The sequence below is a fragment of the Lysobacter sp. KIS68-7 genome (assembly GCF_021284745.1).
Classification (GTDB): domain Bacteria; phylum Pseudomonadota; class Gammaproteobacteria; order Xanthomonadales; family Xanthomonadaceae; genus Noviluteimonas.
Map to the genome: position 1 here is coordinate 1,524,129 of NZ_CP089925.1, position 24,340 is coordinate 1,548,468.

Consider the following 24,340-nt stretch of genomic DNA (forward strand, 5'->3'; position numbering starts at 1 on the left):
GCTTCGCCGGGCCCGCCTGCGACGGCCGCGTTGCCCCGAAGGCCAATGGCGCGGACGGTCGCGATCACCAGAATCCACCCAAAGCGGGGAGAGGCGCCATGAACACACAAGCGCAAACCAAACGATGTTGGTCCCGATGCCTGGCATTGGCGGCTGCCGTGATGTTGGCAGCCTGCACCACCACGCCCGACGTGCGGGCCACCTATGACCAGGCCGTCAACTTCGCCCAGTACCGCACCTTCGGTTTCTGGCAGGAGCCCAGCACCGACGGCGCAGGCTACGAAAGCCTGACCACCCAACGCCTGAAGGCCGCCACGCGGCGCGAAATGGAAGCGCGCGGCTACGCGTATGCAGCGCAGGACGCCGACCTGCTCGTGAACTTCGGCACCAACGTCGCGCAACGCACGCGCGTGCACTCCTACCCCGGTGGCTATTACGGCTATCCGTGGGGGTGGGGCGGCGGTTGGTACGGCTACGGTTGTTGCGGCTGGGGCGCGTGGGGCGGTTGGCAGACCTACGTGGACCAGTACGACGAAGGCACGCTCAACATCGACGTCGTCGACGCAAAGCGCCGGCAACTCGTGTGGGCCGGCACGGCGACCGCACGCATCTCCGACAAGATGCGCGACAACCAGGCGCAGGCCCTCGACGATGCCGTGCGCGAGATCTTCGTGAAGTATCCCTTCCGCGCCGGCGGCGGCTGATCCGGCGTGGCGCGGCGGGACGCAGCGCAGGACGAAGATTTCTCGCTGATCCTCGGCGGGCCGTTGTACCAGCTCTATCTGCGCACCCGCATGGCGCAGCCGCCGCTGCGCCTGCTGCGCCGTCGCATGATCGTGCTGGCGGCGCTGTTGTGGCTGCCGATGTTCGCGCTCGCCGTGTACGAGGGCGTCGCGTGGAGCGGCACGGCGCTGCCCTTCCTCAACGACATTTCGATGTACGCGAGTTTCCTCGTCGCAGTGCCGCTGCTGGTGCTCGCCGAGCCGACGGTGCATATCGGATTGCGCACGATCGCGCGCAACTTCGTGGACGCCGACCTCGTTCCGGACAACGCGTTGCCCGACTTCCGCGCGTCCATCAACGGCGTGATCCGCCTTCGCAACAGCGCGTGGATCGAAGTGGCGCTGCTGGCGCTCGTCTTCATCGCGGGTCCATGGATCTGGCGGCAAGCCAACGCCTCCGTGGCCATCGATGCCTGGTGGATGGCGAACGACGGCTCGGGGCTCAACACCGCCGGGTGGTGGTTCGAACACATCAGCGCGCCGCTGCTCCAGTTCCTGCTGTTGCGTTGGTACTACCGGATCGGCCTGTGGTGGTACTGGTTGTGGCGCGTGTCGCGCCTGCCGCTGACCTTGCGCGCCACGCATCCGGATCGCGCCGGCGGCATCGGCTTCCTGACGACGAGCGTGGCGAGCTTCGTGCTCGTGCTGCTGGCGCAGGGCGCGGTGGTGGCCGGCAAGATCGCCCGCGAAGTCCTCCGCGGTGCCGCGACGCTGAACGACCACGTGCCGGCGATGGTCGTGATGGGCGCGCTGCTGGTGCTCGCCGTTGTCGGGCCGCTGTTCTTCTTTTCGCCGAGCATGGTGCAGGCGCGCCGCCTGGAGTTGCAGCGCTTCGGCGCGCTCGCCGCCGACTACGTCATGGTCTTCGAGCGCCGCTGGCTGGCGCGGCGCAATGCCGACAAGGATCCCGAGCTGCTCGGCTCCGCGGATTTTTCGGGCCTGGCCGACATCGGCGGTTCGATGGGCGCAGTCACCGACATGCGCCCCGTGCCCCTCGATCGCCGCACCCTGGTGATGCTCGTGATCGCGGTGGCGGCGCCGTTCGCGCCCCTCGTCTTCACCGTGGCGTCGTTCCGCGAGCTCCTGTCGAAGGTGCTCGGCATGTTGTTGTAAGTCCTTCGTCCTCCACTACGAGTATCGAAACATGACATTGCGCGTTCGCTTGCTTGCCTTCGCTTCGTTGTTGTCCCTCGCCGCCACCGCACAGGCCGCGCCGTCATCCGGCGGATGGGACTGGCTGGTCGCTCCCTATGGTTGGGGCGCGAGCGTCGGCACCGACCTGACCACCAACATCCCGCCGTCTTCCTCCAGTTCGGACGTGAAGTTCCAGGACCTCGTCGATCATTTCGACGGCGTGGGCGAGATCCATGTCGAAGGGCAGGGCGATGGCTTCGGATTCTTCGCGGACTTCACCTACCTCGGGCTCGCCGACGAAAGCGAGCAACCGAACTTCCGCGCCACGGCCGACCTCGACACGCGCCTGTTCGAAGCCGCCGCGGTCTACAGCCCGGGCAACGAGCGCTTCACGGGCGTGGAGACCTTCGCCGGCCTGCGCGTGATCGACGTCGACTTCAACACCACGCTCACGCCACGCGACCCGGCCTACCCGCCCGTGATCGTCGACACCGGGGACACCCTGACCGACTTCATGCTCGGCGTGCGTTACACCTTTGCGTTCTCGCACAACTGGGGCCTGACCCTGCGGGGCGATGGCTCCTGGGGCGACACCGAGGGCACGTGGAATGCCAGCGCGATGGGGCAGTACCACACGCAGCACGGGTCCTGGGCCTTCGGTTACCGTTATCTCGACGTCGACCTGAAACCAAACGGCAATCGCGTCAGCATCAACATGAGCGGACCGATCATCGGGTACGCATTCCGCTTCTGAGCTGAGCGTGGGAGGGGCGCATGGACGGTTCCCGGAACAGGCGTGCAGGACGCCGCTACGGCCTGGCCGCAGCGGCGTCTTGCTGCATGGCGCTCTGGGTCGCGGGTGCGCACCCCGCCTTCGCACAAGCGACCGCGCCTACGTCGCCGCCGGGCGTGGTCAACATGCCCGTCGGCGAAAACCATTGCGGCACGCGCCAGCCCGGCGACACCCGCCCGCGCATCGGTCTGGCGCTCGGCGGCGGCGGTGCGCGCGGTGTTGCGCACATCAGCGTACTGCGCGAAATCGAAGCGCTGCACATCCCGATCGACTGCGTCGCGGGCACGAGCATGGGCTCGCTCGTCGGCGGCCTGTACGCCGCCGGCGTGTCGGTGGACGACATGGAGCAGCTCGTGCGCTCCACCGACTGGAAGCAATTGTTCGACGACAAGCTCGCACGCCCCGAGCGTTCGTATCGGCGCAAACAGGACGACCGCGTCGGCCTGGCCACCGTCGGCCTCGGCATCAGCGGCGGCAAGGTGCGCGTGTCACCCGGCCTGCTGCAGGGCGAGCGCATCCTCGGCATGTTCGAAAAGGAAACGCTCGGCGTGAGCGCGATCGACGACTTCAACAAGTTGCCGATTCCCTATCGCGCCGTCGCCACCGACCTCAACACGGGCGAGGCGGTGATCCTCGACCACGGCAGCCTGGCGATGGCGATGCGCGCGAGCATGTCGCTGCCCGGCGTGTTCCAGCCCGCGCAGCTCCAGGGCCGCGTGCTGCTCGACGGTGGCGTCGCCAACCAGGTGCCGATCGATGTCGTGCGCGGGATGGGCGCGGACATCGTCATCGCGGTGGATGTGGGCACGCCGCTCGAAAAACTCGACGCCGATGCCAGCATCCTGCAGGTCGTCTCGCAGATCAGCGGCATGCTCACCGTCGGCAACACCAAGCGCATGTTGGCCACGCTCGGGCCGAACGATGTGCTGATCACGCCGGAGCTCGGTTCGCAGGTCACGACGTCGGATTTCTCCAAGGCGCCCGAAGCGCTGGAGATCGGCCGCGTGGCGGCGGAAAAGGCGCGTCCGGCATTGGCGCGCTTCGGCGAATCGGCCGCGCTGTACGACGCGGCGGTGGCCGCGCGGCCGCAGCCGTCGAAGGAACCGCCGATCATCCACTTCGTCCGCCTGGACAACCAGACCCAGTACGCAGACGACTACATCCTCGGGCGCCTCGACGTGCCCTTGAACGAACCGCTCGACACCGCGCGCGTCGGCGATCGCGTGTTGAAGGTGTACAGCGTCGGCACGTTCGCGAGCGTCACCTACGAGGTCATCGAGGAGCAGGGGCAAACCGGATTGCTCGTGCATGCGCGCGCAAAACCGCACGGCCCGAACTACCTGCAGCTCGGCCTGCTGGTCAGCGCCGACCTCAACGGCAGTTACACCAGCAGCTTGCGCGGCGCGATCCTCATCTCGCCGCTGTCGCCTTACGGCGCGGAAGCGCGCGTCGGTGTGTCGCTGGGCAACGAGCCCTCGCTGTGGGGCGAGTATTACCATCCCTTCGACGTGGCCAACCGCTGGCTCGGCTACCTGCGCCTGGGTTACGACAATCCGAACATCAACGTCTTCGACGACGACGCGCACCTGACGGCCACCTACGACGTGCGGACCTACGGCCTGACGGCGCGTTTCGGCCGCGAGTACGGCAACTACGGCGCGGCGGGCATCGGCTACGACTACGCGATGGGGCACGCGGACGTGCAGGTCGGTGATCCTTCGTTGCCGACCTACGATTTCAACACCGGTCGCCTGTTCCTGTTCGCGGACGTCGATCGCCTCGACAGCCTGTACTTCCCGCGCAACGGTTATGGCGGCACGATCAACTACAAGGTGGCGCGCGAAGCCTTCGGCAGCGACACGGACTATTCGCAGTTCGAGGTCGACTTCATCGGCGCCAGGGCGCTCGGCGACACCCCGCATGCCTTCCAGGTCGGCGGGTCGTACCACATCACGCTGGAAGGCACGCTGCCGGTGCAGGACCGCTACCGCCTGGGCGGGCGCGGGCACCTCGTCGGCTTCCGCCAGAACGAGCTGACGGGGCAGGACTACGCCGTCGTGTTCCTCGGCTACACCTACCAGCTCGCGGAAGTGTTCGGTCGCTCCGCGCTGGTCGGCGGCACGCTGGAATACGGCAACGCGTGGGAAAACCGCAGCGACATGTCCTGGAGCGACGGCATCTGGAACGCCAGCATGTACATCGGCTTCGACTCGTGGGTCGGGCCGATGATGTTCGGCTACGGCTGGCGCGAAGGCGGGGACGGCGTGGTGTTCATCGAGATCGGCAAGACCTTCTGATCGGCGATACTGCGGCGATGACGACGCTCTCGCTCATCGCCGCACTCGACCGCCGCAACGCCATCGGCAAGGGCAACGCCCTGCCTTGGCACCTGCCCGCCGACCTGAAGCGCTTCAAGGCGCTCACGCTGGGCAAGCCCGTGCTGATGGGACGCAAGACAGCCGAATCCATCGGCCGCGCGCTGCCGGGCCGGCGTAACCTGGTGCTGACGCGCAGCGGGAAGGTGCCGTTCGAAGGGATGGACGCGGTGGGATCGATCGACGATGCGCTCGCGTTCGCGCAGGAGGCCGGCGAGCTGTGCGTGATCGGCGGTGGCGAGGTGTACGCGTTGTGCCTGCCGCGCGCCACGCACCTGCACCTCACGCACGTGGACACGATCGTCGACGGGGCCGATGCGTTCTTCCCGGCATTCGATGCGGCGCGGTGGCGCGTCGTGGCGCGCGAAGCGCACGCGCCGGACGCGAAGCATGCGTTCGCGTTCGAGTTCGTGGATTACGCGCTCACGAGTCCGTAGGCGCGCGCTGCTGCCGCACCGGCCGGTGGTACGGCGGCCGCGGCTGCGGCGGATTCGCCGGCACGTCGCGCCCGGCGACCTGCACGATGCGCAGTTCATCCGTATCCAGTTGCAGCGCGGTGAGCTTGCCGCCCCACACTGCACCGGTGTCGATCGCATGCACGCCGTGGCCGATGAACAGGCCGAGCGTGGACCAATGCCCGCACACGATCTTCAGGTCGCGCTCCACGCGGCCCGGCACTTCGTACCAGGGATACAGGCCCGCCTGCTGCGTGCCCGGCGCGCCCTTTTCTTCGAACGCGATGCGACCGCGCGGCGAGCAATACCGCAGGCGCGTGAACACGTTGATGATCGCGCGCTCGCGTTCGATGCCCGTCAGGCGCGGCGACCATGCGGGCTTGTCGCCGTACATGTTCTTGAGCAGCTTGCCGTAGCCCTCGCCACGCAACTTGCGTTCGATTTCGCCGGCGTGCTTTTCCGCGAGCGCCGTCGTCCACTTCGGGGCCAGGCCCGCGTGCACCATCATCCAGCCGAGCGTGCGATCGGCATGCAGCAGCGGTTGCATGCGTAGCCAGTCGAGCAGCGTGCGCGCATCGTCGGCGAGCAGCACGCGCTGCAGGTCCGGGTTGACCTTGCGCTGTTCTTCCGGGCGCCGCTCGCCGATGGCGAGCAGCGACAGGTCATGGTTGCCGAGCACCACGATGCTGTGCTCGCGGAGCGAATGCACGAGCCGCAGCGTTTCCAGCGATTGCCCGCCGCGGTTGACCAGGTCGCCGCAGAACCAGAGCTTGTCCTGCGCAGGGTCGAAGCGGATGCGTTCGAGCAGCCGCTGCAGCGGATCCAAGCACCCTTGCAGATCGCCGATGGCCCAGGTCGCCATGATCGTCGTCCCTTAGTGCAGCGTGCGCGGGACGGTGAGGGTGAAGGCGGGAATCGGTGCGGCGAAACGCGTGCCGTCGTCGGCGAGCATGTCGTAGCTGCCGCGCATCGTCCCGAGGCTCGTTTCCAGGATGGTGCCGGAGGTGTACTCGAAATCCTCGCCGGGGCGCAGCCACGGCTGTTCGCCGACCACGCCTTCGCCGACGACTTCCTCCACCTTGCCGTTCGCATCCGTGATCACCCAATGGCGCCCGAGCAGGCGCGCGGGCACGGTGCCGCGATTGCGGATGTGGATGGTGTAGGCGAACACGAAGCGCCCTTCGTCCGGCGCGGATTCTCCGTCGAGGAAGCGGGTGTCGACATCGATGTCGAACGCGTAATCCCCGGTCCCGTGCCTGCTTTGTTCCTGCGTGCGGTCCTTCATGCCGACAGTGTAGCGGCCCCAAGTGTGAATGCTAGGCGGCTGGAAGGTTGGCCAACCGCACGAATCCGGCCACGTCGATCTGTTCGGCGCGTGCATCCGGCCGTAGGCCCGCAGCCTCGATCATGGTCGAATCCGCCACGCCATTCAGCGCGTTGCGCAAGGTCTTGCGGCGCTGGCCGAACGCCGCGCGCACGACATGCGCGAAGCGCTTCGGGTCCTGGACGCCGATCTCACCGGGCGCGCGCGGCACCATCCGCACCACGGCCGAATCGACCTTCGGCGGCGGCCGGAATGCACCGGGCGGCACCTTGAACAGCGGCACGACGCGGCAGTAGGCCTGCAACATCACGCTCAGGCGCCCGTAGACCTTGCTGCCCGGTTCGGCCGCCATGCGGTCCACCACTTCCTTCTGCAGCATGAAGTGCATGTCGCGGATCGCCGCGGCGTGGTCGAGGGCGTGGAAAAGAATCGGCGAGGACAGGTTGTACGGCAGGTTGCCGACCAGGCGGATCTTGCCGTCCTGCGCATGCATGCCTGCGGCCAGGGCCGTGAAATCCACTTCGAGCACGTCGCTGTGCACGATGGTGAGTGCGCCATGCGCCTTCGACGCCGCGGTGAGCGGCGCGATGAGGTCGCGGTCGAATTCGATGACGGTGAGCGCGCCGTGGCGATCGAGCAGCGGGAAGGTGATCGCGCCCTGGCCGGGGCCGATCTCCACGAGCCGATCGCCGGGCTTCGGATCCACCGCCTGCACGATCTTCCCGATGATGCCCTTCTCGTGCAGGAAGTGCTGGCCGAGGTGTTTCTTCGCCCCGGACTGGAAGTGCTCGTCGTCGCTCATGCCGCAATCTCGCTGCGTGCCAATCGCGCGCACGTCGCAACGGCGGCGAACAAACTCGAGGGATCCGCGATGCCTTTCCCCGCGATATCCAGCGCCGTGCCGTGGTCCACCGCCACGCGCGGATAGGGCAGGCCGAGCGTGAGGTTCACCGCATGTTCGAAGCCGCTGAACTTGAGCACCGGCAGTCCCTGGTCGTGGTACATCGCGAGCACGGCGTCGACCTCGCGCAGCTTCGCCGGCAGGAAGGCCGTGTCCGCCGGCAGCGGGCCGCGCAGGTCCATGCCTTGCGCACGCAGCACTTCGAGCACCGGCGTGATCACGTCGATCTCTTCGCGCCCCATGTGGCCGTCTTCGCCGGCATGCGGGTTCAGGCCGAGCACGGCGATGCGCGGTGCATCGATGCCGAAGGGGCCGCGCATGGCCTCGTGCAGGATGCGCAGCGTGCGTTCGAGCGACGCGGGTTGGATCGCATCGGCGACCGCGCGCAAGGGCAGGTGCGTGGTGGCGAGCGCGACGCGTACGGTCTCGTTCGCCAGCATCATCACCACGTCCGTGCCGGCCTGCGTGGCGAGCAGTTCCGTCGTGCCGGTGTAGGCGATGCCGCCGGCGTTGATGGTGGCCTTGTGTACGGGGCCGGTGACCAGGCCGTCGAACGCGCCGTCGAGGCAGGCGCGCGCCGCCGTTTGCAGGGCGTCGACGACCGGCTGCGCGTTGCGCGGATCGGTGCGTCCGAAATGCACGGGCGCCGCGTTGCGCACCACATGCACGCACAAGTCGCCGGCGGCATGTGCGCGCGCATCTTCAGGAAGGATGCGCAGCGGCAGGCCAAGCGTGGCGGCCGCCGTGGTCAGTGTGTCGGGGTCGGCGAAGGCGACGAGCGTGCAGTCCTCGCGCGGCTTCTGTGCGAGCCGCGCGACGAGTTCGGGGCCGATGCCGGCCGGTTCACCCGGCACCAGCGCCAGCCGCGGATGTTGCATGTCAGCCGCCGGATTTCGCGGGCGGCGGCGGAGGCGCGGGCTGTTCGGCGGCCGGCGCGGCCGGGGCCGCCGCAGGTTCCGCCTTGCCCGACGCATCGCGAAGTTCGACGAACGCCTCGCCACGCATTTCGCGCAGGAAGCGGTTGTATTCGTCTTCGAGCTTGCGGCGGCCGATGGCTTCGCGCATCGCCGTGCGGCGGCTGCTGTCGCCTTCGGCCTGGCGTGCACCGAGACGCTGCACGATGTGCCAGCCCGCGTCGGTACGGAAGGGCTTGGAGATGCCGTTGTCGGCGAGCGCAGCGACCTGGCTGCCGAAGTTGGTGCCGAAGCGATCCGACGGGAACCAGCCGAGGTCGCCGCCTTCGGACTGCGTGTTCTCGTCTTCCGAGTCGGACTTGGCGAGCGCTTCGAAATCCGCGCCGCCGGCCAGACGGGCGGCCAGCGTGTCGATCTTGGCGCGCGCTGCGGCTTCGGGATGCTTGTCGTCGACGCGCGCGAGGATGTGGCGCGCGTGGAATTCGGTGATCTGCGCCGCTTCGGCGCCGGCTTCGCGCATTTCGATCAGCTTCACCAGCTGGAAACCGCTCGGGCCGCGGATCGGGCCGATCACCTGGCCGGCTTCCATCGTGCGGATCACGTTGGCGAAGGTCGGCGGGATTTCGTCGAGGCCGCGCCAGCCCAGGTCGCCGCCTTCCAGCGCGTTCTGCGCGTCGGAATAACGCACGGCCGCGGCGGCGAAATCCATCTCGCCCTTGTCGATCAGCGCCTTCACGCCTTCGATCTTCTTTTCGCCGGTCGCGATCTGGTCCGCGGTGGCGCCGTCGGGCAGGCCGACGAGCAGGTTGGCGAGGTGGTACTGCGTGTTGTTGGCCTGCGAGGCGAGGGCAGCGTCGACTTCCGAGTCGCTGACCTGGATGCGGCCCTGCGCGTAGCTCTGGCGCATCTGCTGGATCATCATTTCGTCGCGGATCGAGCGACGGAAGCTGTCCCAGCTCTGGCCGGTCTGGGCGACCTGCGCGCGCAGCTGGTCCTGCGTGAGGTTGTTGCCCTGCGCGATGCGGTCGATCGCGGCGTCGACGTCCTGGTCGGTGGCCTTGATGCCGCTGGATTCGGCGCGCGCGACCTGCAGCTTGTTGAGGATCAGGCGCTCGAGCACCTGCTTCTTCAGCACGTCTTCCGGCGGCAGCTGGTCGGGGCGGCTGGCGTACTGGCCGCGGATGTTGGCGATCGCCGCATCCAGCTCGCTCTGCAGCACCACGTCTTCGTCGACGATGGCGACCGGACGGTCGATCGGGGTGAGGGCCTGCGCGATCGCCGCCAGCGGCGCGGCGAGCGACGCGATGAGGAGGACGGCAGCGAGTCCGCCGGCAGCGCGGCGGCCGGCATTGCGAAACATTGGGGTCATAGCTGGGTATCCGGATCCGTTGGGGGCTGGCCCGTGGTCTGTTCCGGCGGCACCAGGTAAAGATCGCCACGATTGTAGCCAAGGATGGACCGCCGCAGCGTCTTGCGCGTGTCCTGGCCGGCGGAGCCGAGCCCCTTGAGTTCGATTTCGAGCAGGATGCCGCGACTCAAGTTCCCCTCGCGATTCTCCACGTACCGGCGCCCGACAAGCCGAATGGCGATGCAACAGCTGTCCCACTGGACGCCCAGGATCTGCTCGAGGGGCTTGGAGTCCATGATCGAGTAGTAGTGCCGGCCGACCACGCTCCAGGAGTCGTTGACCGGATACAGGAAACTGAAGTCCGCCTGTTCGGACACATCGCGGCGGAAACGGTAGGTGAGGTTGACGATGCCGTCGTTGGGCATCAGGTACCGGCCGCGCAGGCTGACCAGGTCCTTTTCGCGCAGCTTGGGGTTCCACTGGTAGGAGGCGCCGACGGTCCAGCGGTCGCTCGGTGCCCAGGAAGCGTCGGCCACCCACGCCGAGCGGCCCTGTTCGATCGGCAACTCGCGCGGCAGGGTCACCAGCGAATCGTCGAAATAGCGGATCTGGCCGATGCTGGCCGACAGGCGTTCGCGGCCGTCGGACTCGCGCAGCAGGCGCGTGGTGAGCGCCAGCGTGAGCTGGTTGGCGTCGGCCTGGCGGTCGGCGCCGGAATAGCGGTTGTCGCGGAACAGCTGGCCCCAGCTGAACGTGAGGGCGCTGGTGTCGAAGACCGGGAACCGGCTCTGGTCGCGGTACGGCGAGTACAGGTAGAACACGCGCGGCTCGAGCGTCTGCAGGTAGGACCTGCCGCCCAACGACGCGGCGCGGTCGAAATACAGGCCGGCATCGACGCTGGCGATGGGCACGGCGCGCGTGGGCGATTTCTCCACGCCCGCGAGCCGCACGAGTTCCTGGTCGACCTGGTAGGTCGTGTAGCGGTAGGCCAGCGTGGGTCGCAGGAACCAGCTCGCGCCTTCCAGCGGCATCGAGATCCACGGCTTGATGTCCAGGCGGTTGCCGCCGGAGGCCAGGGTCTGGCGCGTCACCGGATCGACGACCGCTTCGTTCTTGTGGAACCGCACCGCTTCGCCGTCCACGCCGGCGGCGAACCACTTGCCCCACGCGCCTTCCCAGCTCGCGGCGGCGCGCGGGACGCGGTCGAAGGGCAGGCTGCGCTCGGTCAGCGTGTAGTCGGCGAGCTGGTTGTGGTCGGCGCTGAAGATCGCGCTCCAGCCGTGGCCTCGTCCGTTGAGGCTCGCGATGCTGTACGCGTTGTACATCGCGATGCCGTTGATGCTGTTGTTGAAGTCTTCGAAGTAGCGCGTGTCGCTGATGTGGATCAGGTTCGCGCGCGCCTGCCAGTTGCGGCTGAGGTTCTGGAATGCGTTGTACGAGAAGTGCCCGCGCGAGCCGTAGCCGGGCTCGTCGGCGCGCAGGTCGTCGTGCGGCATGTACGCGGCGGTGAACGTGCCGCGGCCGCGCAAGTTGAGGTACCGGAACTCGCCGCCGAGCATCTCGCCGCGGTCCGTCATGATGCGCGGGTGCAGCGTCATGTCGTAGTTCGGCGCCAGGTTGAGGTAGATCGGCTGCCGGTAGTCGATGCCGTTGCGGCTGGACGACGCCAGCGACGGGAACAGCAGGCCGGTGCGGCGGCGATCGTCGATGGGGAACATGAACCACGGCACGTACAACACCGGCACCTTGCCGATGTGGAGCACCGCGTTGTGCGCCACCGCCATGCCCTCGGCGGAATCCACGTCGATCCGCTTGGCCCGCAGTTCCCAGCGGCGATCGTTGGGATCGCATGTGGAATACGTCGAGCCGTGCAGCTCGCCCTGCGCGCCGTGCAGTTCGATGCGGTCGGACTCGCCGTTGCCGCGTCGCGAGACGAGCTGGTACTTGAGGTCGTCGATCTCGTGTTCGTCCGTGCCCTGGTTGCCCTGCGCATGCTTGGCGATCAGCCGCATGCTGGTGTCCTGGTAACGGATGTTGCCGTCGGCGACGTAGGTCTGCTTCTCGCTGTCGTAGACGAGCTTGTCCGCGCCGAGGAACTGGTCGCCGCGATTGAGCGCGACGTTGCCTTCGAACTGCGGCGCGACGTCCGTGCCCGAGAGCGTGTCGCCTTCGATGTCGGTCGGCTGCGTCGCGCGGTCGCCGGGGTGCAGGCCGTTGGCGGGGGCGTCGTGGAAAGGCGGGATCGCGTCCGTGACGGGGCACAGGCTGAAGTCGTCCGGCATGCTCTGCGCGTGCGCCGAGAGCGACAGACCGATGCACAAGGCCAGGGGGGTGAGGCGGAGTGCTGTGCGCACGCGGACGTCCGGGTCGGCAATCAATGGCCGGCAGGATGCCGGAAAGGGGCCCGCACCGGCAACGCGAGCGCGCGTTTCACCGGGCCTGAACACTCCTTTCGCGCGGGACGGCCACACTAGGCGCCTGGGTTGGAAAGCGAAGAGGCCCCCCATGCGCGAAACCCCCATGCCGACGCCCGAGGGCAATCCCGCGGGGAAGAGCGACGCCGAATGGCGCGCGCACCTGACGCCCGAGCAGTACGCGATCTGCCGTTGCTCGGCCACCGAACGTGCGTTCACCGGCAAGTACTGGGACCACAAGGCCGACGGCGTGTACACCTGCATCGCCTGCGGGACGCCGCTGTTCCTGTCGGACGCCAAGTACGACTCGGGCAGCGGGTGGCCGAGTTACTTCGAACCGGTCTCGCCCAGCGCCGTGACCGAGCACGTCGACGAAAGCCACGGCATGCGGCGCGTCGAGATCCGCTGCGCCAGTTGCGACTCGCACCTGGGGCACGTCTTCCCCGATGGTCCGCCGCCGACCGGCCTGCGCTACTGCATCAATTCGGCGGCGCTGGACTTCCACCCGGTGGCGGAAGTCGGGGGCGGCTGACCGTCAGTCCGCGATCAGCGCCGCGACATGCGCGACGCTGGATTCGCGCAACGCGTCCAGGTCGTAGCCGCCTTCGAGCATCGACACGATCCGTCCCCGGGCGTGGCGCTCGGCGATGGCGACGATTTCGTCGGTGACCCACGCGTAGTCCTCGGCCTGCAGCTGCAGTTGCGCCAGCGGGTCGCGCCAATGCGCATCGAACCCGGCGGAGACCAGCACGAGCTGCGGGCGGAAGGCGTCGAGTTCGGGCAGCAGCACGTCGCGCCACGTGGCACGGAAGGCGTCGCCGCCGGCGCCGGGCCGCAGCATCGCGTTGTGGATGTTCCCGTCGCCGCGTTCCTCGGGATAGCCCGTGTCGGGATACAGCGGCGACTGGTGCGAACTGAGGAACAGCACGCGCGGGTCGTGTTCGAAGATCGCCTGCGTGCCGTTGCCGTGGTGCACGTCGAAATCGACGATGGCCACGCGTTCGAGCCCGCCTTCGTCGCAGGCGTGCGCGGCCGCGACCGCGATGCTGTCGAACAGGCAGAAGCCCATCGCGATGTCGCGCGTGGCGTGGTGCCCCGGCGGGCGCACCGCGCAGAAGGCGCGCTGCGTGCGCCCGTGCAGCACCGCTTCGGTCGCTGCGACCGCGGCGCCTGCGGCGCGCAGGGCGGCTTCGGCCGAGGCAGGCGAGAGCACCGTGTCGGCATCCACGTGCACGCGGTTCGGCGAGTGCGTGTCGAGCACGGTGGCGAGCAGGCTTGCATCGTGCACGCGCAGCAACTGGCCGCGCGTGGCGCGCGGGGCTTCGCGCCAAGGCACGTCGGGGAAGGCGTCGCGCAAGGCTTCGCAGACGGCGATCAGGCGCTCGGGACGTTCGGGATGGCCGGGGCCGGTGTCGTGCAGGAGGCAGGCGTCGTGGGACCAGAATTCCATGCGGGCCTGCTCCTTGTGTCTCTCCGACGGATTACTTGCGCCGCTCGTGCTTCCACAACACTTCGCCGTTGCCCGAATCGCGGGCGAGCACGCGCGCGAGCACGAACAACAGGTCGGAGAGGCGGTTGAGGTAGCGGATCGCTTCGGGGCGCACCGAGTCGTGGTGCGAGAGCGTCACCGTTTCGCGTTCGGCGCGGCGCACGATGGTGCGCGCCAGGTGGCAGCGCGCCGCGGCCTCGCCACCGCCGGGGAGGATGAAATCCTTCAGCGGCGGCAACGGATCGTTGAACGCGTCCAGCTGCGCTTCGAGCGCGGTGACGTCGGTGTCCTGGATCGCGGCATGGCCGGGGATGCAGAGCTCCCCGCCAAGGTCGAACAACTGGTGCTGGATCGTCGTCAGCAGCGTCGCGATCGCGTCGGCCTGCGGGCCGGGCAGCGGGGTGGCGAGCAACAGGCCGATCGCGGAGTTCGCCTCGTCGACGGTGCCGTAGGCCGACACGCGCGCCGAATCCTTCGCCACGCGCGTCCCGTCGCCGAGACCTGTCGTCCCGTCGTCGCCGGTCTTCGTATAGATCCGGCTGAGGCGGTTGCCCATCAGACCGTCTGGGCGCGCAGGGCCGGCACGTTGCGACGGAGCAGCGCGAAGCCGCCGAACAGCACCGCCGAATAGAACAGCGTGCCCAGCACCGTCCACTGGAAGAACGGGATGCCCGCCACGTACGCCGCCATCAGGCCCTGCGCGTTGTGCGGATACATCGTGCCGGTCGCCCAGGTGCCGAAGTTGGTGACCAGGAAGAACAGCACCGAGCCTGCGAGCGAGTAACCCAGCACGCGCGCGCCGGTGACGCGGCCGCGCAGGTTGAAGCCCAGCAGCGTCGACAGCGCGATGCACGCGTAGACCAGCCAGAAGCTGGCGTGCGTGAAGTACTCGAAGTAGGTGCCGCCGTTGACGACCCCGAGCACCATGTCCGAAACGAACATGCCGACCAGCGGGACGACCAGCGCCCAGGCGCGCGAGGCGAAATACGCGCCGCCGAACAGCGCGATGGCCTCCACCGGCGAGAAATTCGGCGGATGCGGCAACAGGCGCGTGAGCGCGGCGAGGACGATGAGGCCGGCGAGGGCCAGCGGACCGGGCGCGAAGGGCGAGGCGGGCTTCATGTGGGCAAAAGGGGCATCAGGTCGAGCGGGCCGCTAGCATACTCCACCCGTCTCCCCGGCCTGGTCATCACGCATGCAGCAGCCACGACACGACGTCGCGATCATCGGGGGCGGCCTCGTCGGCGCCAGCCTTGCGATCGCGCTCGACCGCATCGGGCGGGACGTCGCGCTGATCGAGGCCGCGCCGCCCGGCGCGTTGCCCGCGGTGTTCGACGAGCGCAACCTCAGCTTCGCCGAAGCCACCGTGCACGGCTTGCGTGCCCTGGGCGTGCTGCAGAAGCTACGCGCCCCCGCCGGGCCGATCCGTCGCATCCATGTCACCCGTGCCGGCGACTTCGGCCGCGTCGTGCTCGATGCGGCCGAGCATGGGCGTGAACAGTTCGGCCAGGTCGTGGTCGCGCGCGATTTCGGCGAAGCGCTCGAAGCGCGCCTGTCCGAATGCACGCGCGTGACGCGCTATCGGCCGATGCGCTTCGAAGGCGCGACGCAGGGCGACGGCGTTCGCACGCTGCAGTTGCGTGATGGGCAAGGTGCCGAACACAGGATCGATGCGCGCCTGCTCGTCGGCGCCGACGGCACCCGCAGTGGCGTGCGCGATGCGCTGGGCATCGGCGCGGACGAACACGACTTCGGGCAGACGCTCTTCGTCGCGCGCCTGCGCGCCGAGCGCGCGCCGGACGGCACCGCATACGAACGTTTCGGCCCGCACGGCCCCACGGCTTTGCTGCCGCGCGGCGATGGGCATTTCGGCATCGTGCATGGCGTGGCGCGAGACGAGGCCGACGCAGTGGCGGCGCTCGACGAGCGTGGTTTCCTCGCGCGCGTGCAGGACGCCTTCGGTTGGCGCGTGGGCCGTTTCGTGGCCTGCGGGCCGCGCAGCGCGTATCCGATCGTCCAGGTCGTGGCGCGCGCGCTGGTCGGCGAACGCGCGGCGCTCGTGGGCAATGCCGCGCAGACGCTGCATCCGATCGGCGCGCAGGGTTTCAACCTCGGGCTGCGCGATGCGTTGACGCTCGCGGAGTTGATCGAAGCCGCAGACGACCCGGGCGACGCGGCACTGCTCGCCGAACACGCACGGCGACGCCGCGACGATCGCGACGCCACGCTGCAATTCTCCGGCGGCCTCGCGCGCCTGACGGCCAACGCCGGCGAAGGCCTGCGGCCCTTGCGCAGCCTGGGATTCGCCGCGATCGAACGCTTGCCGGCCTTGCGCGCGCAACTCGTCGGCGGCGCGCTGGGCTATCGCGGCGAAGTGCCGCGCCTATGCCGGGGGAACGCATGAGCCGCCGCAAGCCGCTGGACGTGCTGGTCGTCGGAGGCGGCGTCGTCGGTTGCGCCGCGGCGCTTGCGTTGGCGAAGGAAGGGTTGGAGGTCGCGCTGCTCGAAGCGCAGGTGCCGCCGCCGTGGAATGCGGAAAAACGTGACCTGCGCGTGTATGCCTTCGCGCCCGACAACGCGGCGCTGCTGGATCGCATCGGTGCGTGGCCTTCGATCCGCGATGCGCGCGCGCAACCCTATCGCCACATGCGCGTGTGGGACGCCGCCGGCGGCGACGAACTGCGTTTCGACGCCGACACGCTCGCGCGCCGCGAACTCGGTTGGATCGTCGAACACGGCTTGCTCGTCGATCGCCTCTGGCATGCGCTGCCGCGCGCCGGCGTGCGCGTGCATGCACCGGTGCGTGCCGAAGCGATCGAGCACACCGACGATGGCGTCCGCGTGCGCTTGTCGGACGGCGTGTCGCTCGACGCGCGCCTGGTGCTCGCGGCCGATGGCGCGGAATCGGCCGTGCGCGCACTCGCGGGCATCGAAGTCGACCGCACGGATTACGAACAGAAGGGCGTGGTCGCCTACATCGCGAGCGAACGTCCGCACGAAGACACGACGTGGCAACGCTTCCTGCCGACCGGCCCGCTCGCCTTCCTGCCGTGCACGGCAGGGGCGAGCGGCGAACACCTCAACTCGATCGTGTGGACCTTGCCAAATGCGGAGGCCGATCGCGTGCTGGCGTTGCCGGCCGCGGAATTCGAAGGCGAACTGACGCGCGCGTTCGAGTCGCGCCTGGGCGCGCTGACGCTGCAGTCCAATCGCGTCGCGTTCCCGCTGCGCCGGCAACTCGCGCGCGAATATGCCAAGGGCCGCGTGCTGCTGCTCGGCGACGCGGCGCACGTCGTGCATCCGCTGGCGGGGCAGGGCGTGAACCTGGGCTTGCGCGATGTCGCTGCGTTGGTGGCTTCGGTGACGCAGGCGCAGGCCAGGCGCGCCGATTTCGCGAGCGCGCAACGCATCGCGCGCTGGGCGCGCACGCAACGCAGCGAGAACGCCACGAACGCACACGCCTTCAGCGCGATCAATGCATTGTTCTCGAACGATGCGGTCGCGCCGACCTTGTTGCGAGGGCCCTTGCTCGGCTTGGCCGGCAAGCTGCCGCCGCTCGCGCATGCACTCTGGCGGCATGCGGCTGGCCGATAGAACGATGGGGCCGGCGCCAGGCACCGACCCCATCGGGTGACACCCGGGCGATCAGTCCATCCAGCCCTTCAATTCGTCCTTGGACAGCCGGCCGTTGTGGTTGTTGTCCACGGCCTTGAACTCGCGCATCAGGTCGTCGTTGCCGCTGGCCTTCACTTCGGCGCGGCTGAGGCTGCCGTCGTGGTTCTTGTCCAGGGCATCGAAATCGATGTGGTAGTTGGACGAGATCGAATCCGGCGGCACCGAACGCACGGTGGCACCCGTCGGCGCGCTCGCGGGCATCGCACTCGTCGCGGGCGCGGCTTCCGGCGCCGGCATGGGGGCCATCGGTGCCATCGGTGCCATCGGTGCCATCGGTTCCGGCGGCATCGGCGTCGGCGGTTCCGGCGGAACGGGGGGCGTCGGCGGGGTCGGAGGCGTCGGTGGCATCTGCGCCTGCGGTGCCTGCTGTGGTGTCGCCGAATACGGATCCTGCGCGAACGCAGCACTCATCGCGAACAACGCGCCGGTCGCGACCAGCGCGCGCATGAGCGGTGAAACCGTGGGGAAACGATGGGTCATGTCAGGGCACTCCCTCCATTGGAGGTCCCGACCGTAGGAGCGCCGGCATCAACCAACCGTCAATTCACGGTGCCGTCCGTCGTCGCCGATTTGCGCGATTCAAGGAAGTGAGCGTCACGTCAGTGCGGCGCGACCATGGCGAACACCGTGATCTCTTCGCGATCGTGATAGAGCTGCTTGGCGCGGATGCGCAGCGGCCGCTGCGATTGTGCTTCGAACAAGGCCAGGCAGTCGCGCGTTTCGTCCCAGCGCTTCTTCATCGGCAGCTTGAGGTTGAAGATCGCGTGGCGGCACCAGCCTTCGCGGAACCATTCCGCCATGCGCGATGCGACGCGCTTGGGCGACTCGACCATGTCGCACACCATCCAGTCGAGCGGTTTGGCCGGCGACCAGCGGAAACCATCGGCGCGCAGGTGTTCGACCAGGCCCGTATCGAGCACGTGTTCGCGCAGCGGCCCGTTGTCGATCGCGGTGACGTGCAAGCCGTTGCGTGCGAGCACCCACGTCCAACCGCCCGGTGCGGCGCCGAGGTCCGCCGCGCGCATGCCGGGTTGCAGCCAGCGCGCACGCTCGTCTGGCGTGAGCAGCACGAGCAGCGCTTCGTCGAGTTTCAGCGCGGAACGCGAGGGCGCATCGGGCGGGGTGCGCAGGCGCGGAATGCCGGCAGGCCAAGGTGAGGCATCGCGCGGATGGCCCGTGGCGAGCAAGGCGTGGTCGCCGGTGAGGAAGCACACGTGCAGGCGTGGCTGGTCCGCGTCGACCGTCGGCGTGAGCAGGCCGGCCTTGCGCAGCGCCGGGCGCAACGCGTTGCCGAAACTGCGCGCGAGGCCCGCGAGCGGTCGCGCTTCATCCGAATCGGGATGTTCGACCACCAGGTCGCCGAATGCAGCGCGCTCGAACAAGGCCGCAATGATCGGCGTGATCCGGTCCTTCGCATCGAGCCCGCGCAGCTCCGCGAGCAGGCGGAGTTTCTGGCGCGCGAAAATCAGATCGCGCAAGGGCAGGGCTTGTGCAAGCGCATGCCCTTGGCCGGTGAAGAACTGGACGAAGCCGGTGTTGCGCTCGGCGCGCGCCCAGCCGGCGTCGCCCGCGTTCGCCGCGCGTTCGCCGAGTTCGGCGGCGAGCTCGGGTTCGAATCCCGGGCGGCAATAGCACAGCAATCCGTTGGCGCGTGCGTCTTCCAAGCGGGGCTCAGTAGAACGTGCCGCCGGCGGCGCCGTATTCGCGCAACACCTCGCAGGCGGCGTCGCGGTGCAGGTCGCGCGTGACGGCGATGCCGCGGCGTTCGAGTTCGCCCACCCAGTCCTGCGGCAGCGGGCCTTCGTCGAATTCGGTCAGGCGCATCACGTCTTCCGAGCGCGCGCCGATCAGCAACGCATCGACGCCCGCCCAGAACGTGGCGCCGTAGCACTGGCAGCACGGTTGCGCCGACGTGGCGATCACGATCGGACCGACGCGTTCGCCGGGTGCCGATTCGTTGAGGCGCGGACGCTGCGTGCGTTGCTGCGCGAGCATGTAGGCCATCGTTTCGGCGTGCGCGAGCGAGCAGGCATGCGGCAGGACGCGGTTCACGCCCACGGCGATGATGCGATCGTCCGGACCGAACACGGCGGCACCGAACGGGCCGCCCGTGCGCGCGTCGATGTTGCGGCGCGAGAGGTCGATCGCGAGCAGCACCTTGTCTTCGTCCGCGGTATAGGCGCGGCTGGTGTCGACGGCGTCGTGCACCCAGGCAGGCAATGTGAGATGCAGTTGCGCGTACAACATCAGGTCACCGGCGGCGGTGGCGGCACCGGATCGGTGACCGGTTCGGGATTGCGCACGGACTGCACGCACTTGTCTTCGACGCAGCGGCATTCGACATCGCCGGCGCAGGCGCGCTTGGACTTGCAGTCCGACTGCACCTTGCAGCGCAGGTCTTCGACGCGTTCCGGCGGCAACGGCCCGCCGGTGCGCAGCGGCTTCGTCGGTTTCGTCGAAGCCGGCGCCTGCGGCGCGGCACCCACGCAGGCCGACAGCGCGAACGCGATCAGCATTGCACAGGCGCCGCGGGCGAAGGTCATGCCTTCGCGCTCCACGTATCGCGCAAGGTCACGCTGCGGTTGAACACCGGCGTGGTGCTGCGATGGTCCTTGCGATCGGCGACGAAGTAGCCGAGGCGTTCGAACTGGAAGCTCTGCTCGGGCACGGCATCGGCGGCCGCCGGCTCCACGTACGCGCGCACGACCTGGCGCGAATCGGGATTCAGATGATCGCGGTAGGTCTTGCCTTCCGCTTCGCTGTCCGGATTGGCGACGCTGAAGAGGCGATCGTACAAACGCACTTCGGCCGGCACCGCGTGGCGCGCGCTGACCCAGTGGATCGTGCCCTTCACCTTGCGGTCGGCGCCTTCCATGCCGGGGCGCGATTCGGGATCGAGCCAGCCGCGGAGTTCGACGATCTCGCCGTTCGCGTCCTTGACGACCTCATCGCAACGCACGATGCCCGCGCCGCGCAGGCGCACTTCGCCGCCCGGCACCAGGCGCTTCCAGCCCTTCGGCGGGACTTCGGCGAAATCGTCGCGCTCGATCCACAGCTCTCGCGAGAACGGGATGTTGCGTTCGCCCTGCGCTTCGTCCTTCGGATGGTTCGCGAAGCGCAGCGTCTCCTCGTGCTTCTCGTCGAGGTTGGTGAGCACGAACTTGAGTGGCGCGAGCACGGCCATGCGGCGCGGCGCGTGCGCGTCGAGGTCTTCGCGCAGCGTGTTCTCGAGCACCGAGAAGTCGATCAGCGAGTTCTGCTTCGACAGGCCCAGGCGCTGCACGAAGGTCTTCAGCGCAGAAGGCGTGTAACCACGGCGGCGGATGCCCTGCAGGCTCGGCATGCGCGGATCGTCCCAACCATCGACCAGGCCGTCGTTGACCAGCGCCATCAGCTTGCGCTTGCTCATCACGGTGTAGTTGAGGTTCAGGCGTGAGAACTCGATCTGGCGCGGCTTGCTCGCCTCGAACGGCAGGCCTTTGTCGAGCAGCGGCGCGATCAGTTCCGGGTGGCGCGCGAGATCGACCTTGTCCACGCACCAGTCGTACAGCGGGCGGTGGTCCTCGAACTCCAGCGTGCACAGCGAGTGCGTGATGCCTTCCACCGCGTCGCTCAGCGAGTGCGCGTAGTCGTACATCGGGTAGATCGGCCACGCGTCGCCCGTGTTCTGGTGCGCCACGTGCTTGATGCGGTACAGCGCGGGGTCGCGCAGGTTGATGTTGCCGCTGGCCATGTCGATCTTCGCGCGCAGCGTGCGCGCGCCGTCGGGGAACTCACCCTGGCGCATGCGGTGGAACAGGTCGAGGTTCTCCTCGACGCTGCGGTTGCGGAACGGCGAGTTGCGGCCCGGTTCGGTCAGCGTGCCGCGGTATTCGCGCACCTGTTCGGCGGTGAGGTCGCACACGAAGGCGTCGCCCTGGCGAATGAGCTTCTCGGCCGCGAGGTAGAACACCTCGAAGTAGTCCGAGGCGTGGCGCAGGTCGTGCCATTCGTAGCCAAGCCAGCGCACGTCGTCCTGGATGGCGGCGACGTACTCGGGGTCTTCCTTCGCCGGGTTGGTGTCGTCCAGGCGCAGGTTGCACACGCCGCCGAACTCGGCGGCGATGCCGAAGTCGGTCCAGATCGCACGCGTATGCCCGAGGTGCAGGTAGCCGTTGGGCTCGGGCGGGAAGCGCGTCTTGATGGACGCATGGCGGCCGGCCGCGAGGTCGTCGCGGACGATCTGGCGGATGAAGTCCTGGGTGGCGGGCCGCAGGGCGGTCTCGGCGGCCGTTTCGGCCGGGGTGGGGGTCTCGATGGACACGACGCTTCGGGGGAAAGCCACAGGCGGGACGCGAGTTTAGCCGAGCGGCCTGTGCAGGCGCCGGATTCCGTAATGGATGGCATGGAAGTTGCGTCACGTGACGTAGAGCACGGCACGCAGGGGACGCAAACCACGGTTTCACCAGGGGTCCGCGCAATGCAACGGGGTGGCAAGCGGGGGGAAGGGGGAGTCGGAGCGCATCGGACGCGGCCAGTTCCAGGGGCCGTGACCTGAGCGCGCGAACTCCCCGGTCGGAGCGGAAGGCCGCGGCGATTGCGGCCCCGGGCTCCGTTCGCCTGCGGCCGTGGCTGCTGGTGGGCTTCCTCCTGGCCTGGATGGCCGGCATGGCGGTCTGGTCCGAAGGCGCGGCCGCGCTCGCCCAGCGCTTGTCCGCGCCGCGGCGCGTCGCCGAGGGGGACGCGGTCCACGTGCCGGCATCCGAAGCGCCCGTCCGGATCCACCTTGCGCTCCAGCGCCGAAGCGACGCCGCGAGTCACTTGTGGCTGCAGCGGGCCATGGTCGACGAGATTTGGCTCGAACGCGGGAAGTGGCGCAGCGCGTCGCAATCCTTCTTCCACCCCGATCCGGACGGCCCGGCGTTCCCGGCCGGCTACGTGTTGGAGCTTCCGCCGGGCGACGCCGACGCTGCCTTCGAAGGTCGCGACGTCGACCTGTTGGTGCGCAGCCACACCTCGGTCGTGCTGCGCCCGCAGGCGCGGACCGACGATGAGATCGAACTGGCGCGCCAGCGCACAGGCGTCCTGGCCGGGGCGCTCTACGCGAGCCTCGGCGTGTTGGCGATCGTCGCCCTGTCGTTGTTCGCTGCGGTGCGCGATCGCGTGTATTTGGCGCTGCTCGCGTTCGCTGCGAGTGCGCTCGCCTGGCTCACCGCCTCCAATGGACATCTGTATGCGTGGCCGGGCCTGGGCTGGCTCGCCTTCTGGGGCGCGCAGGGCGTGTGGGCGCTGGCCTTGCTGCACTGCGCCGCCGGGACCTGGTTGGCGCAGCGCTATGCGGAACTCGACATCGCCGCGCCACGCGTCAATCGCGCGGCCGATTGGCTGCGGATGGGCGCGCTCGGTATCGCCGCGGTGTCGGTGTTGCGCATCGACGTCCTCGCCGGTGCAGTGCACTGGACCACGATGGTGTTCGGCGCGGCGACGCTCGGCGTCGGCATCGCGAGTGCGTATTCCGCCGTGCGGCAGCGCATCTGGAACAGCCTCTCGGTGTTCACGATGGTGCTGGTGCTCGCCGGTGCCTGCGCGTTGCGCGGCTTCACGGTGCTCGGGCTGGCGGGCTTCTGGGTGCGCTACGGACCGCAGCTCGCGCTGACCGTGTGCGTGCTGCTGTTGACCATCGGCATGATCGGGCGCGTGGCCCACGTGCGCGACGAACGCGATCGCGAGCGCCTGGCGCGCGGCGACAGCGAACGCCGCCTCGAACGCGAAGCCGCGCGCGCCGAGCTCGTGCAGCAACTGCAGCGACGCCTGCGCGAACTGCCCGCGGGCGACCTGGAGTGGGCGGCGTTCCGCACCGTGTTCGAACGCCTGCTGCCGCTGCTGCGCCTGGATTCGGCGGCGCTCGTCGCCTACGGCTTCCACGGATTCGACCTGCTGCTCGCCGAACCGATCACGCGCAAGCCGCACTACACCGAACTGGTGTCCTCGCGCGTGGGCATGATGAAAGGCCTGGCGCGCATGCAGGCGCCGGTGCAGTTGCAGTTGGGCAACGGCGACAACGACGCGTCGCACTGCCTGTACGCCGTCGTGTCCTTGCCGATCCGCGCACCGGGCTGGGGCGCGATGTTGCTGCAACGCATGGACGGTTCGAGCTTCAGCGACGAAGAGCTCGCGCTGGCCAGCGAGTTCGGGCGCCTGGCCGTGCAGCACGCCGACGAAGCCGCGGCCGCGCTCAACCTGCGCCGCTCGGCCGAACTCGATGCGCTCACCGGGGCGTTCAACCGCCGCACGATCGACCTGTGGCTCTCGCGCTGCTTCGCCGAAGCGCATCGCGACGACGCGCTGCTGTCGGTGTTGTTCGTCGACATCGACCATTTCAAATCGATCAACGACTCGCACGGACACGCCGCGGGCGATGCCTGCCTGCGCCAGGTGTCCGACGTGCTGCGCAAGGAATTGCACGTCACTGACCTGCTGGGCCGCTACGGCGGCGAGGAATTCGTGATCGTGCTGCCCGGGCGCAACGGCGACGGGGCGCGCCAGCTCGGCGAGCGCATCCGCGCGGCGATCGAACTGCTGCGCCTGGATTACGAAGGCAAGCCGATCCGCCTGACGGTCAGCGTCGGCGTCGCCACGCGTTTGCCGCGCGAGTCCGATCCGGCCGCCGCCGTGGCCCGCGCCGACCAGGCCCTGTATGCGGCCAAGCGGGCCGGCCGCAATCGCGTCAACGTGGCCCCGGCGGTGTTCAGCTGAG

The 24,340-nt window shown here is 68.7% G+C and carries 23 protein-coding genes; 9 read left to right on the plus strand and 14 right to left on the minus strand.

Annotated elements, in window-relative coordinates:
* Positions 1-161: 161 nt before the first annotated feature.
* From LVB87_RS07240 to LVB87_RS07260, 5 genes are read left to right on the plus strand one after another with little or no spacing between them, the layout of a single operon-like run.
* Entirely contained in the window at positions 162-704 is a 543-nt protein-coding gene (locus LVB87_RS07240; protein WP_232900243.1) for a DUF4136 domain-containing protein, read from the plus strand.
* Between the two features lie 6 nt (positions 705-710).
* Positions 711-1,895: a hypothetical protein gene (locus LVB87_RS07245; RefSeq protein ID WP_232900245.1), complete on the plus strand. Its 1,185-nt coding sequence runs from the start codon at positions 711-713 to the stop codon at positions 1,893-1,895.
* Between the two features lie 31 nt (positions 1,896-1,926).
* On the plus strand, positions 1,927-2,670 hold the full coding sequence (locus tag LVB87_RS07250; RefSeq protein ID WP_232900247.1) for a hypothetical protein: 744 nt from the start codon (positions 1,927-1,929) through the stop codon (positions 2,668-2,670).
* Between the two features lie 20 nt (positions 2,671-2,690).
* Positions 2,691-5,006: a patatin-like phospholipase family protein gene (locus tag LVB87_RS07255; protein ID WP_232900248.1), complete on the plus strand. Its 2,316-nt coding sequence runs from the start codon at positions 2,691-2,693 to the stop codon at positions 5,004-5,006.
* 17 nt (positions 5,007-5,023) lie between these two features.
* Positions 5,024-5,521, plus strand: coding sequence for a dihydrofolate reductase (locus tag LVB87_RS07260; protein ID WP_232900250.1), 498 nt, complete (start codon positions 5,024-5,026; stop codon positions 5,519-5,521).
* Here LVB87_RS07260 and LVB87_RS07265 read toward each other — a convergent pair.
* The 6 genes from LVB87_RS07265 to lptD are packed head-to-tail and all read right to left on the minus strand — an operon-like array spanning position 5,508 to position 12,380.
* Positions 5,508-6,401: a symmetrical bis(5'-nucleosyl)-tetraphosphatase gene (locus LVB87_RS07265; protein ID WP_232900251.1), complete on the minus strand. Its 894-nt coding sequence runs from the start codon at positions 6,399-6,401 to the stop codon at positions 5,508-5,510. The two genes, LVB87_RS07260 and LVB87_RS07265, sit on opposite strands and share 14 nt — an antisense overlap.
* A gap of 12 nt (positions 6,402-6,413) precedes the next feature.
* Positions 6,414-6,824 (minus strand): Co2+/Mg2+ efflux protein ApaG, encoded by a 411-nt coding sequence (gene apaG / locus LVB87_RS07270; RefSeq protein WP_232900253.1) that lies wholly within the window; start codon positions 6,822-6,824, stop codon positions 6,414-6,416.
* Positions 6,825-6,855: 31 nt separating this feature from the next.
* Positions 6,856-7,665, minus strand: a complete 810-nt coding sequence (gene rsmA / locus LVB87_RS07275) for a 16S rRNA (adenine(1518)-N(6)/adenine(1519)-N(6))-dimethyltransferase RsmA (protein WP_232900254.1) — start codon at positions 7,663-7,665, stop codon at positions 6,856-6,858.
* Positions 7,662-8,642 carry a 4-hydroxythreonine-4-phosphate dehydrogenase PdxA gene (gene pdxA, locus LVB87_RS07280; protein ID WP_232900255.1) on the minus strand — a complete coding sequence of 327 codons (981 nt, stop codon included), beginning with the start codon at positions 8,640-8,642 and terminating at the stop codon, positions 7,662-7,664. The genes rsmA and pdxA overlap by 4 nt, the downstream gene beginning before the upstream one ends.
* A 1-nt stretch (position 8,643) precedes the next feature.
* Complete coding sequence (locus LVB87_RS07285; RefSeq protein WP_232900507.1) at positions 8,644-10,038, minus strand: peptidylprolyl isomerase; 1,395 nt, start codon at positions 10,036-10,038, stop codon at positions 8,644-8,646.
* 5 nt (positions 10,039-10,043) lie between these two features.
* Entirely contained in the window at positions 10,044-12,380 is a 2,337-nt protein-coding gene (gene lptD, locus LVB87_RS07290; protein ID WP_232900256.1) for an LPS-assembly protein LptD, read from the minus strand.
* 151 nt (positions 12,381-12,531) lie between these two features.
* On the opposite strand from lptD, the gene msrB reads away from it, so the two are divergent.
* Positions 12,532-12,972, plus strand: coding sequence for a peptide-methionine (R)-S-oxide reductase MsrB (gene msrB, locus LVB87_RS07295; RefSeq protein ID WP_232900258.1), 441 nt, complete (start codon positions 12,532-12,534; stop codon positions 12,970-12,972).
* Between the two features lie 3 nt (positions 12,973-12,975).
* On the opposite strand, the gene LVB87_RS07300 is transcribed toward msrB, so the two are convergent.
* From LVB87_RS07300 to LVB87_RS07310, 3 genes are read right to left on the minus strand one after another with little or no spacing between them, the layout of a single operon-like run.
* Positions 12,976-13,890, minus strand: a complete 915-nt coding sequence (locus LVB87_RS07300; RefSeq protein ID WP_232900260.1) for a histone deacetylase family protein — start codon at positions 13,888-13,890, stop codon at positions 12,976-12,978.
* 31 nt (positions 13,891-13,921) lie between these two features.
* Entirely contained in the window at positions 13,922-14,485 is a 564-nt protein-coding gene (locus LVB87_RS07305; protein WP_232900261.1) for a cob(I)yrinic acid a,c-diamide adenosyltransferase, read from the minus strand.
* On the minus strand, positions 14,485-15,051 hold the full coding sequence (locus tag LVB87_RS07310; RefSeq protein ID WP_232900262.1) for a DUF6580 family putative transport protein: 567 nt from the start codon (positions 15,049-15,051) through the stop codon (positions 14,485-14,487). The genes LVB87_RS07305 and LVB87_RS07310 overlap by 1 nt, the downstream gene beginning before the upstream one ends.
* A gap of 73 nt (positions 15,052-15,124) precedes the next feature.
* Here LVB87_RS07310 and ubiH point away from each other — a divergent pair, with 73 nt between their 5' ends.
* The gene (gene ubiH / locus LVB87_RS07315) at positions 15,125-16,333 is read left to right on the plus strand and encodes a 2-octaprenyl-6-methoxyphenyl hydroxylase (RefSeq protein WP_232900264.1); all 1,209 of its coding nucleotides are present in this window, start codon (positions 15,125-15,127) and stop codon (positions 16,331-16,333) included.
* Positions 16,330-17,523, plus strand: coding sequence for an FAD-dependent oxidoreductase (locus tag LVB87_RS07320; RefSeq protein WP_232900265.1), 1,194 nt, complete (start codon positions 16,330-16,332; stop codon positions 17,521-17,523). Before ubiH ends, LVB87_RS07320 begins: the two co-directional genes overlap by 4 nt.
* Positions 17,524-17,574: 51 nt before the next feature.
* On the opposite strand, the gene LVB87_RS07325 is transcribed toward LVB87_RS07320, so the two are convergent.
* The 5 genes from LVB87_RS07325 to LVB87_RS07345 form a co-directional block, all read right to left on the minus strand.
* Positions 17,575-18,084 (minus strand): EF-hand domain-containing protein, encoded by a 510-nt coding sequence (locus LVB87_RS07325; protein ID WP_232900267.1) that lies wholly within the window; start codon positions 18,082-18,084, stop codon positions 17,575-17,577.
* Positions 18,085-18,203: 119 nt separating this feature from the next.
* Positions 18,204-19,268, minus strand: a complete 1,065-nt coding sequence (rlmM, locus tag LVB87_RS07330; RefSeq protein ID WP_232900269.1) for a 23S rRNA (cytidine(2498)-2'-O)-methyltransferase RlmM — start codon at positions 19,266-19,268, stop codon at positions 18,204-18,206.
* Between the two features lie 7 nt (positions 19,269-19,275).
* Positions 19,276-19,851, minus strand: a complete 576-nt coding sequence (locus tag LVB87_RS07335) for a nucleoside deaminase (RefSeq protein WP_232900270.1) — start codon at positions 19,849-19,851, stop codon at positions 19,276-19,278.
* On the minus strand, positions 19,851-20,147 hold the full coding sequence (locus LVB87_RS07340) for a hypothetical protein (RefSeq protein WP_232900272.1): 297 nt from the start codon (positions 20,145-20,147) through the stop codon (positions 19,851-19,853). The genes LVB87_RS07335 and LVB87_RS07340 overlap by 1 nt, the downstream gene beginning before the upstream one ends.
* On the minus strand, positions 20,144-21,859 hold the full coding sequence (locus tag LVB87_RS07345; RefSeq protein ID WP_232900508.1) for a glutamine--tRNA ligase/YqeY domain fusion protein: 1,716 nt from the start codon (positions 21,857-21,859) through the stop codon (positions 20,144-20,146). The genes LVB87_RS07340 and LVB87_RS07345 overlap by 4 nt, the downstream gene beginning before the upstream one ends.
* A 392-nt stretch (positions 21,860-22,251) precedes the next feature.
* Here LVB87_RS07345 and LVB87_RS07350 point away from each other — a divergent pair, with 392 nt between their 5' ends.
* The gene (locus tag LVB87_RS07350; RefSeq protein ID WP_232900273.1) at positions 22,252-24,339 is read left to right on the plus strand and encodes a diguanylate cyclase; all 2,088 of its coding nucleotides are present in this window, start codon (positions 22,252-22,254) and stop codon (positions 24,337-24,339) included.
* The last annotated feature ends 1 nt before the right edge of the window (position 24,340 follow it).

What these genes read in the sequence shown, in the direction of transcription:
- LVB87_RS07240 (WP_232900243.1), top strand. Translation starts at nt 162, where the DNA reads ATGTTGGCAGCCTGCACCACCACGCCCGACGTGCGGGCCACCTATGAC.
- LVB87_RS07250 (WP_232900247.1), top strand. Translation starts at nt 1,927, where the DNA reads ATGACATTGCGCGTTCGCTTGCTTGCCTTCGCTTCGTTGTTGTCCCTC.
- LVB87_RS07255 (WP_232900248.1), top strand. Translation starts at nt 2,691, where the DNA reads ATGGACGGTTCCCGGAACAGGCGTGCAGGACGCCGCTACGGCCTGGCC.
- LVB87_RS07260 (WP_232900250.1), top strand. Translation starts at nt 5,024, where the DNA reads ATGACGACGCTCTCGCTCATCGCCGCACTCGACCGCCGCAACGCCATC.
- LVB87_RS07265 (WP_232900251.1), bottom strand. Translation starts at nt 6,401, where the DNA reads ATGGCGACCTGGGCCATCGGCGATCTGCAAGGGTGCTTGGATCCGCTG.
- apaG (WP_232900253.1), bottom strand. Translation starts at nt 6,824, where the DNA reads ATGAAGGACCGCACGCAGGAACAAAGCAGGCACGGGACCGGGGATTAC.
- rsmA (WP_232900254.1), bottom strand. Translation starts at nt 7,665, where the DNA reads ATGAGCGACGACGAGCACTTCCAGTCCGGGGCGAAGAAACACCTCGGC.
- pdxA (WP_232900255.1), bottom strand. Translation starts at nt 8,642, where the DNA reads ATGCAACATCCGCGGCTGGCGCTGGTGCCGGGTGAACCGGCCGGCATC.
- LVB87_RS07285 (WP_232900507.1), bottom strand. Translation starts at nt 10,038, where the DNA reads ATGTTTCGCAATGCCGGCCGCCGCGCTGCCGGCGGACTCGCTGCCGTC.
- msrB (WP_232900258.1), top strand. Translation starts at nt 12,532, where the DNA reads ATGCGCGAAACCCCCATGCCGACGCCCGAGGGCAATCCCGCGGGGAAG.
- LVB87_RS07300 (WP_232900260.1), bottom strand. Translation starts at nt 13,890, where the DNA reads ATGGAATTCTGGTCCCACGACGCCTGCCTCCTGCACGACACCGGCCCC.
- LVB87_RS07305 (WP_232900261.1), bottom strand. Translation starts at nt 14,485, where the DNA reads ATGGGCAACCGCCTCAGCCGGATCTATACGAAGACCGGCGACGACGGG.
- LVB87_RS07310 (WP_232900262.1), bottom strand. Translation starts at nt 15,051, where the DNA reads ATGAAGCCCGCCTCGCCCTTCGCGCCCGGTCCGCTGGCCCTCGCCGGC.
- ubiH (WP_232900264.1), top strand. Translation starts at nt 15,125, where the DNA reads ATGCAGCAGCCACGACACGACGTCGCGATCATCGGGGGCGGCCTCGTC.
- LVB87_RS07320 (WP_232900265.1), top strand. Translation starts at nt 16,330, where the DNA reads ATGAGCCGCCGCAAGCCGCTGGACGTGCTGGTCGTCGGAGGCGGCGTC.
- LVB87_RS07325 (WP_232900267.1), bottom strand. Translation starts at nt 18,084, where the DNA reads ATGACCCATCGTTTCCCCACGGTTTCACCGCTCATGCGCGCGCTGGTC.
- LVB87_RS07335 (WP_232900270.1), bottom strand. Translation starts at nt 19,851, where the DNA reads ATGTTGTACGCGCAACTGCATCTCACATTGCCTGCCTGGGTGCACGAC.
- LVB87_RS07340 (WP_232900272.1), bottom strand. Translation starts at nt 20,147, where the DNA reads ATGACCTTCGCCCGCGGCGCCTGTGCAATGCTGATCGCGTTCGCGCTG.
- LVB87_RS07350 (WP_232900273.1), top strand. Translation starts at nt 22,252, where the DNA reads ATGGCGGTCTGGTCCGAAGGCGCGGCCGCGCTCGCCCAGCGCTTGTCC.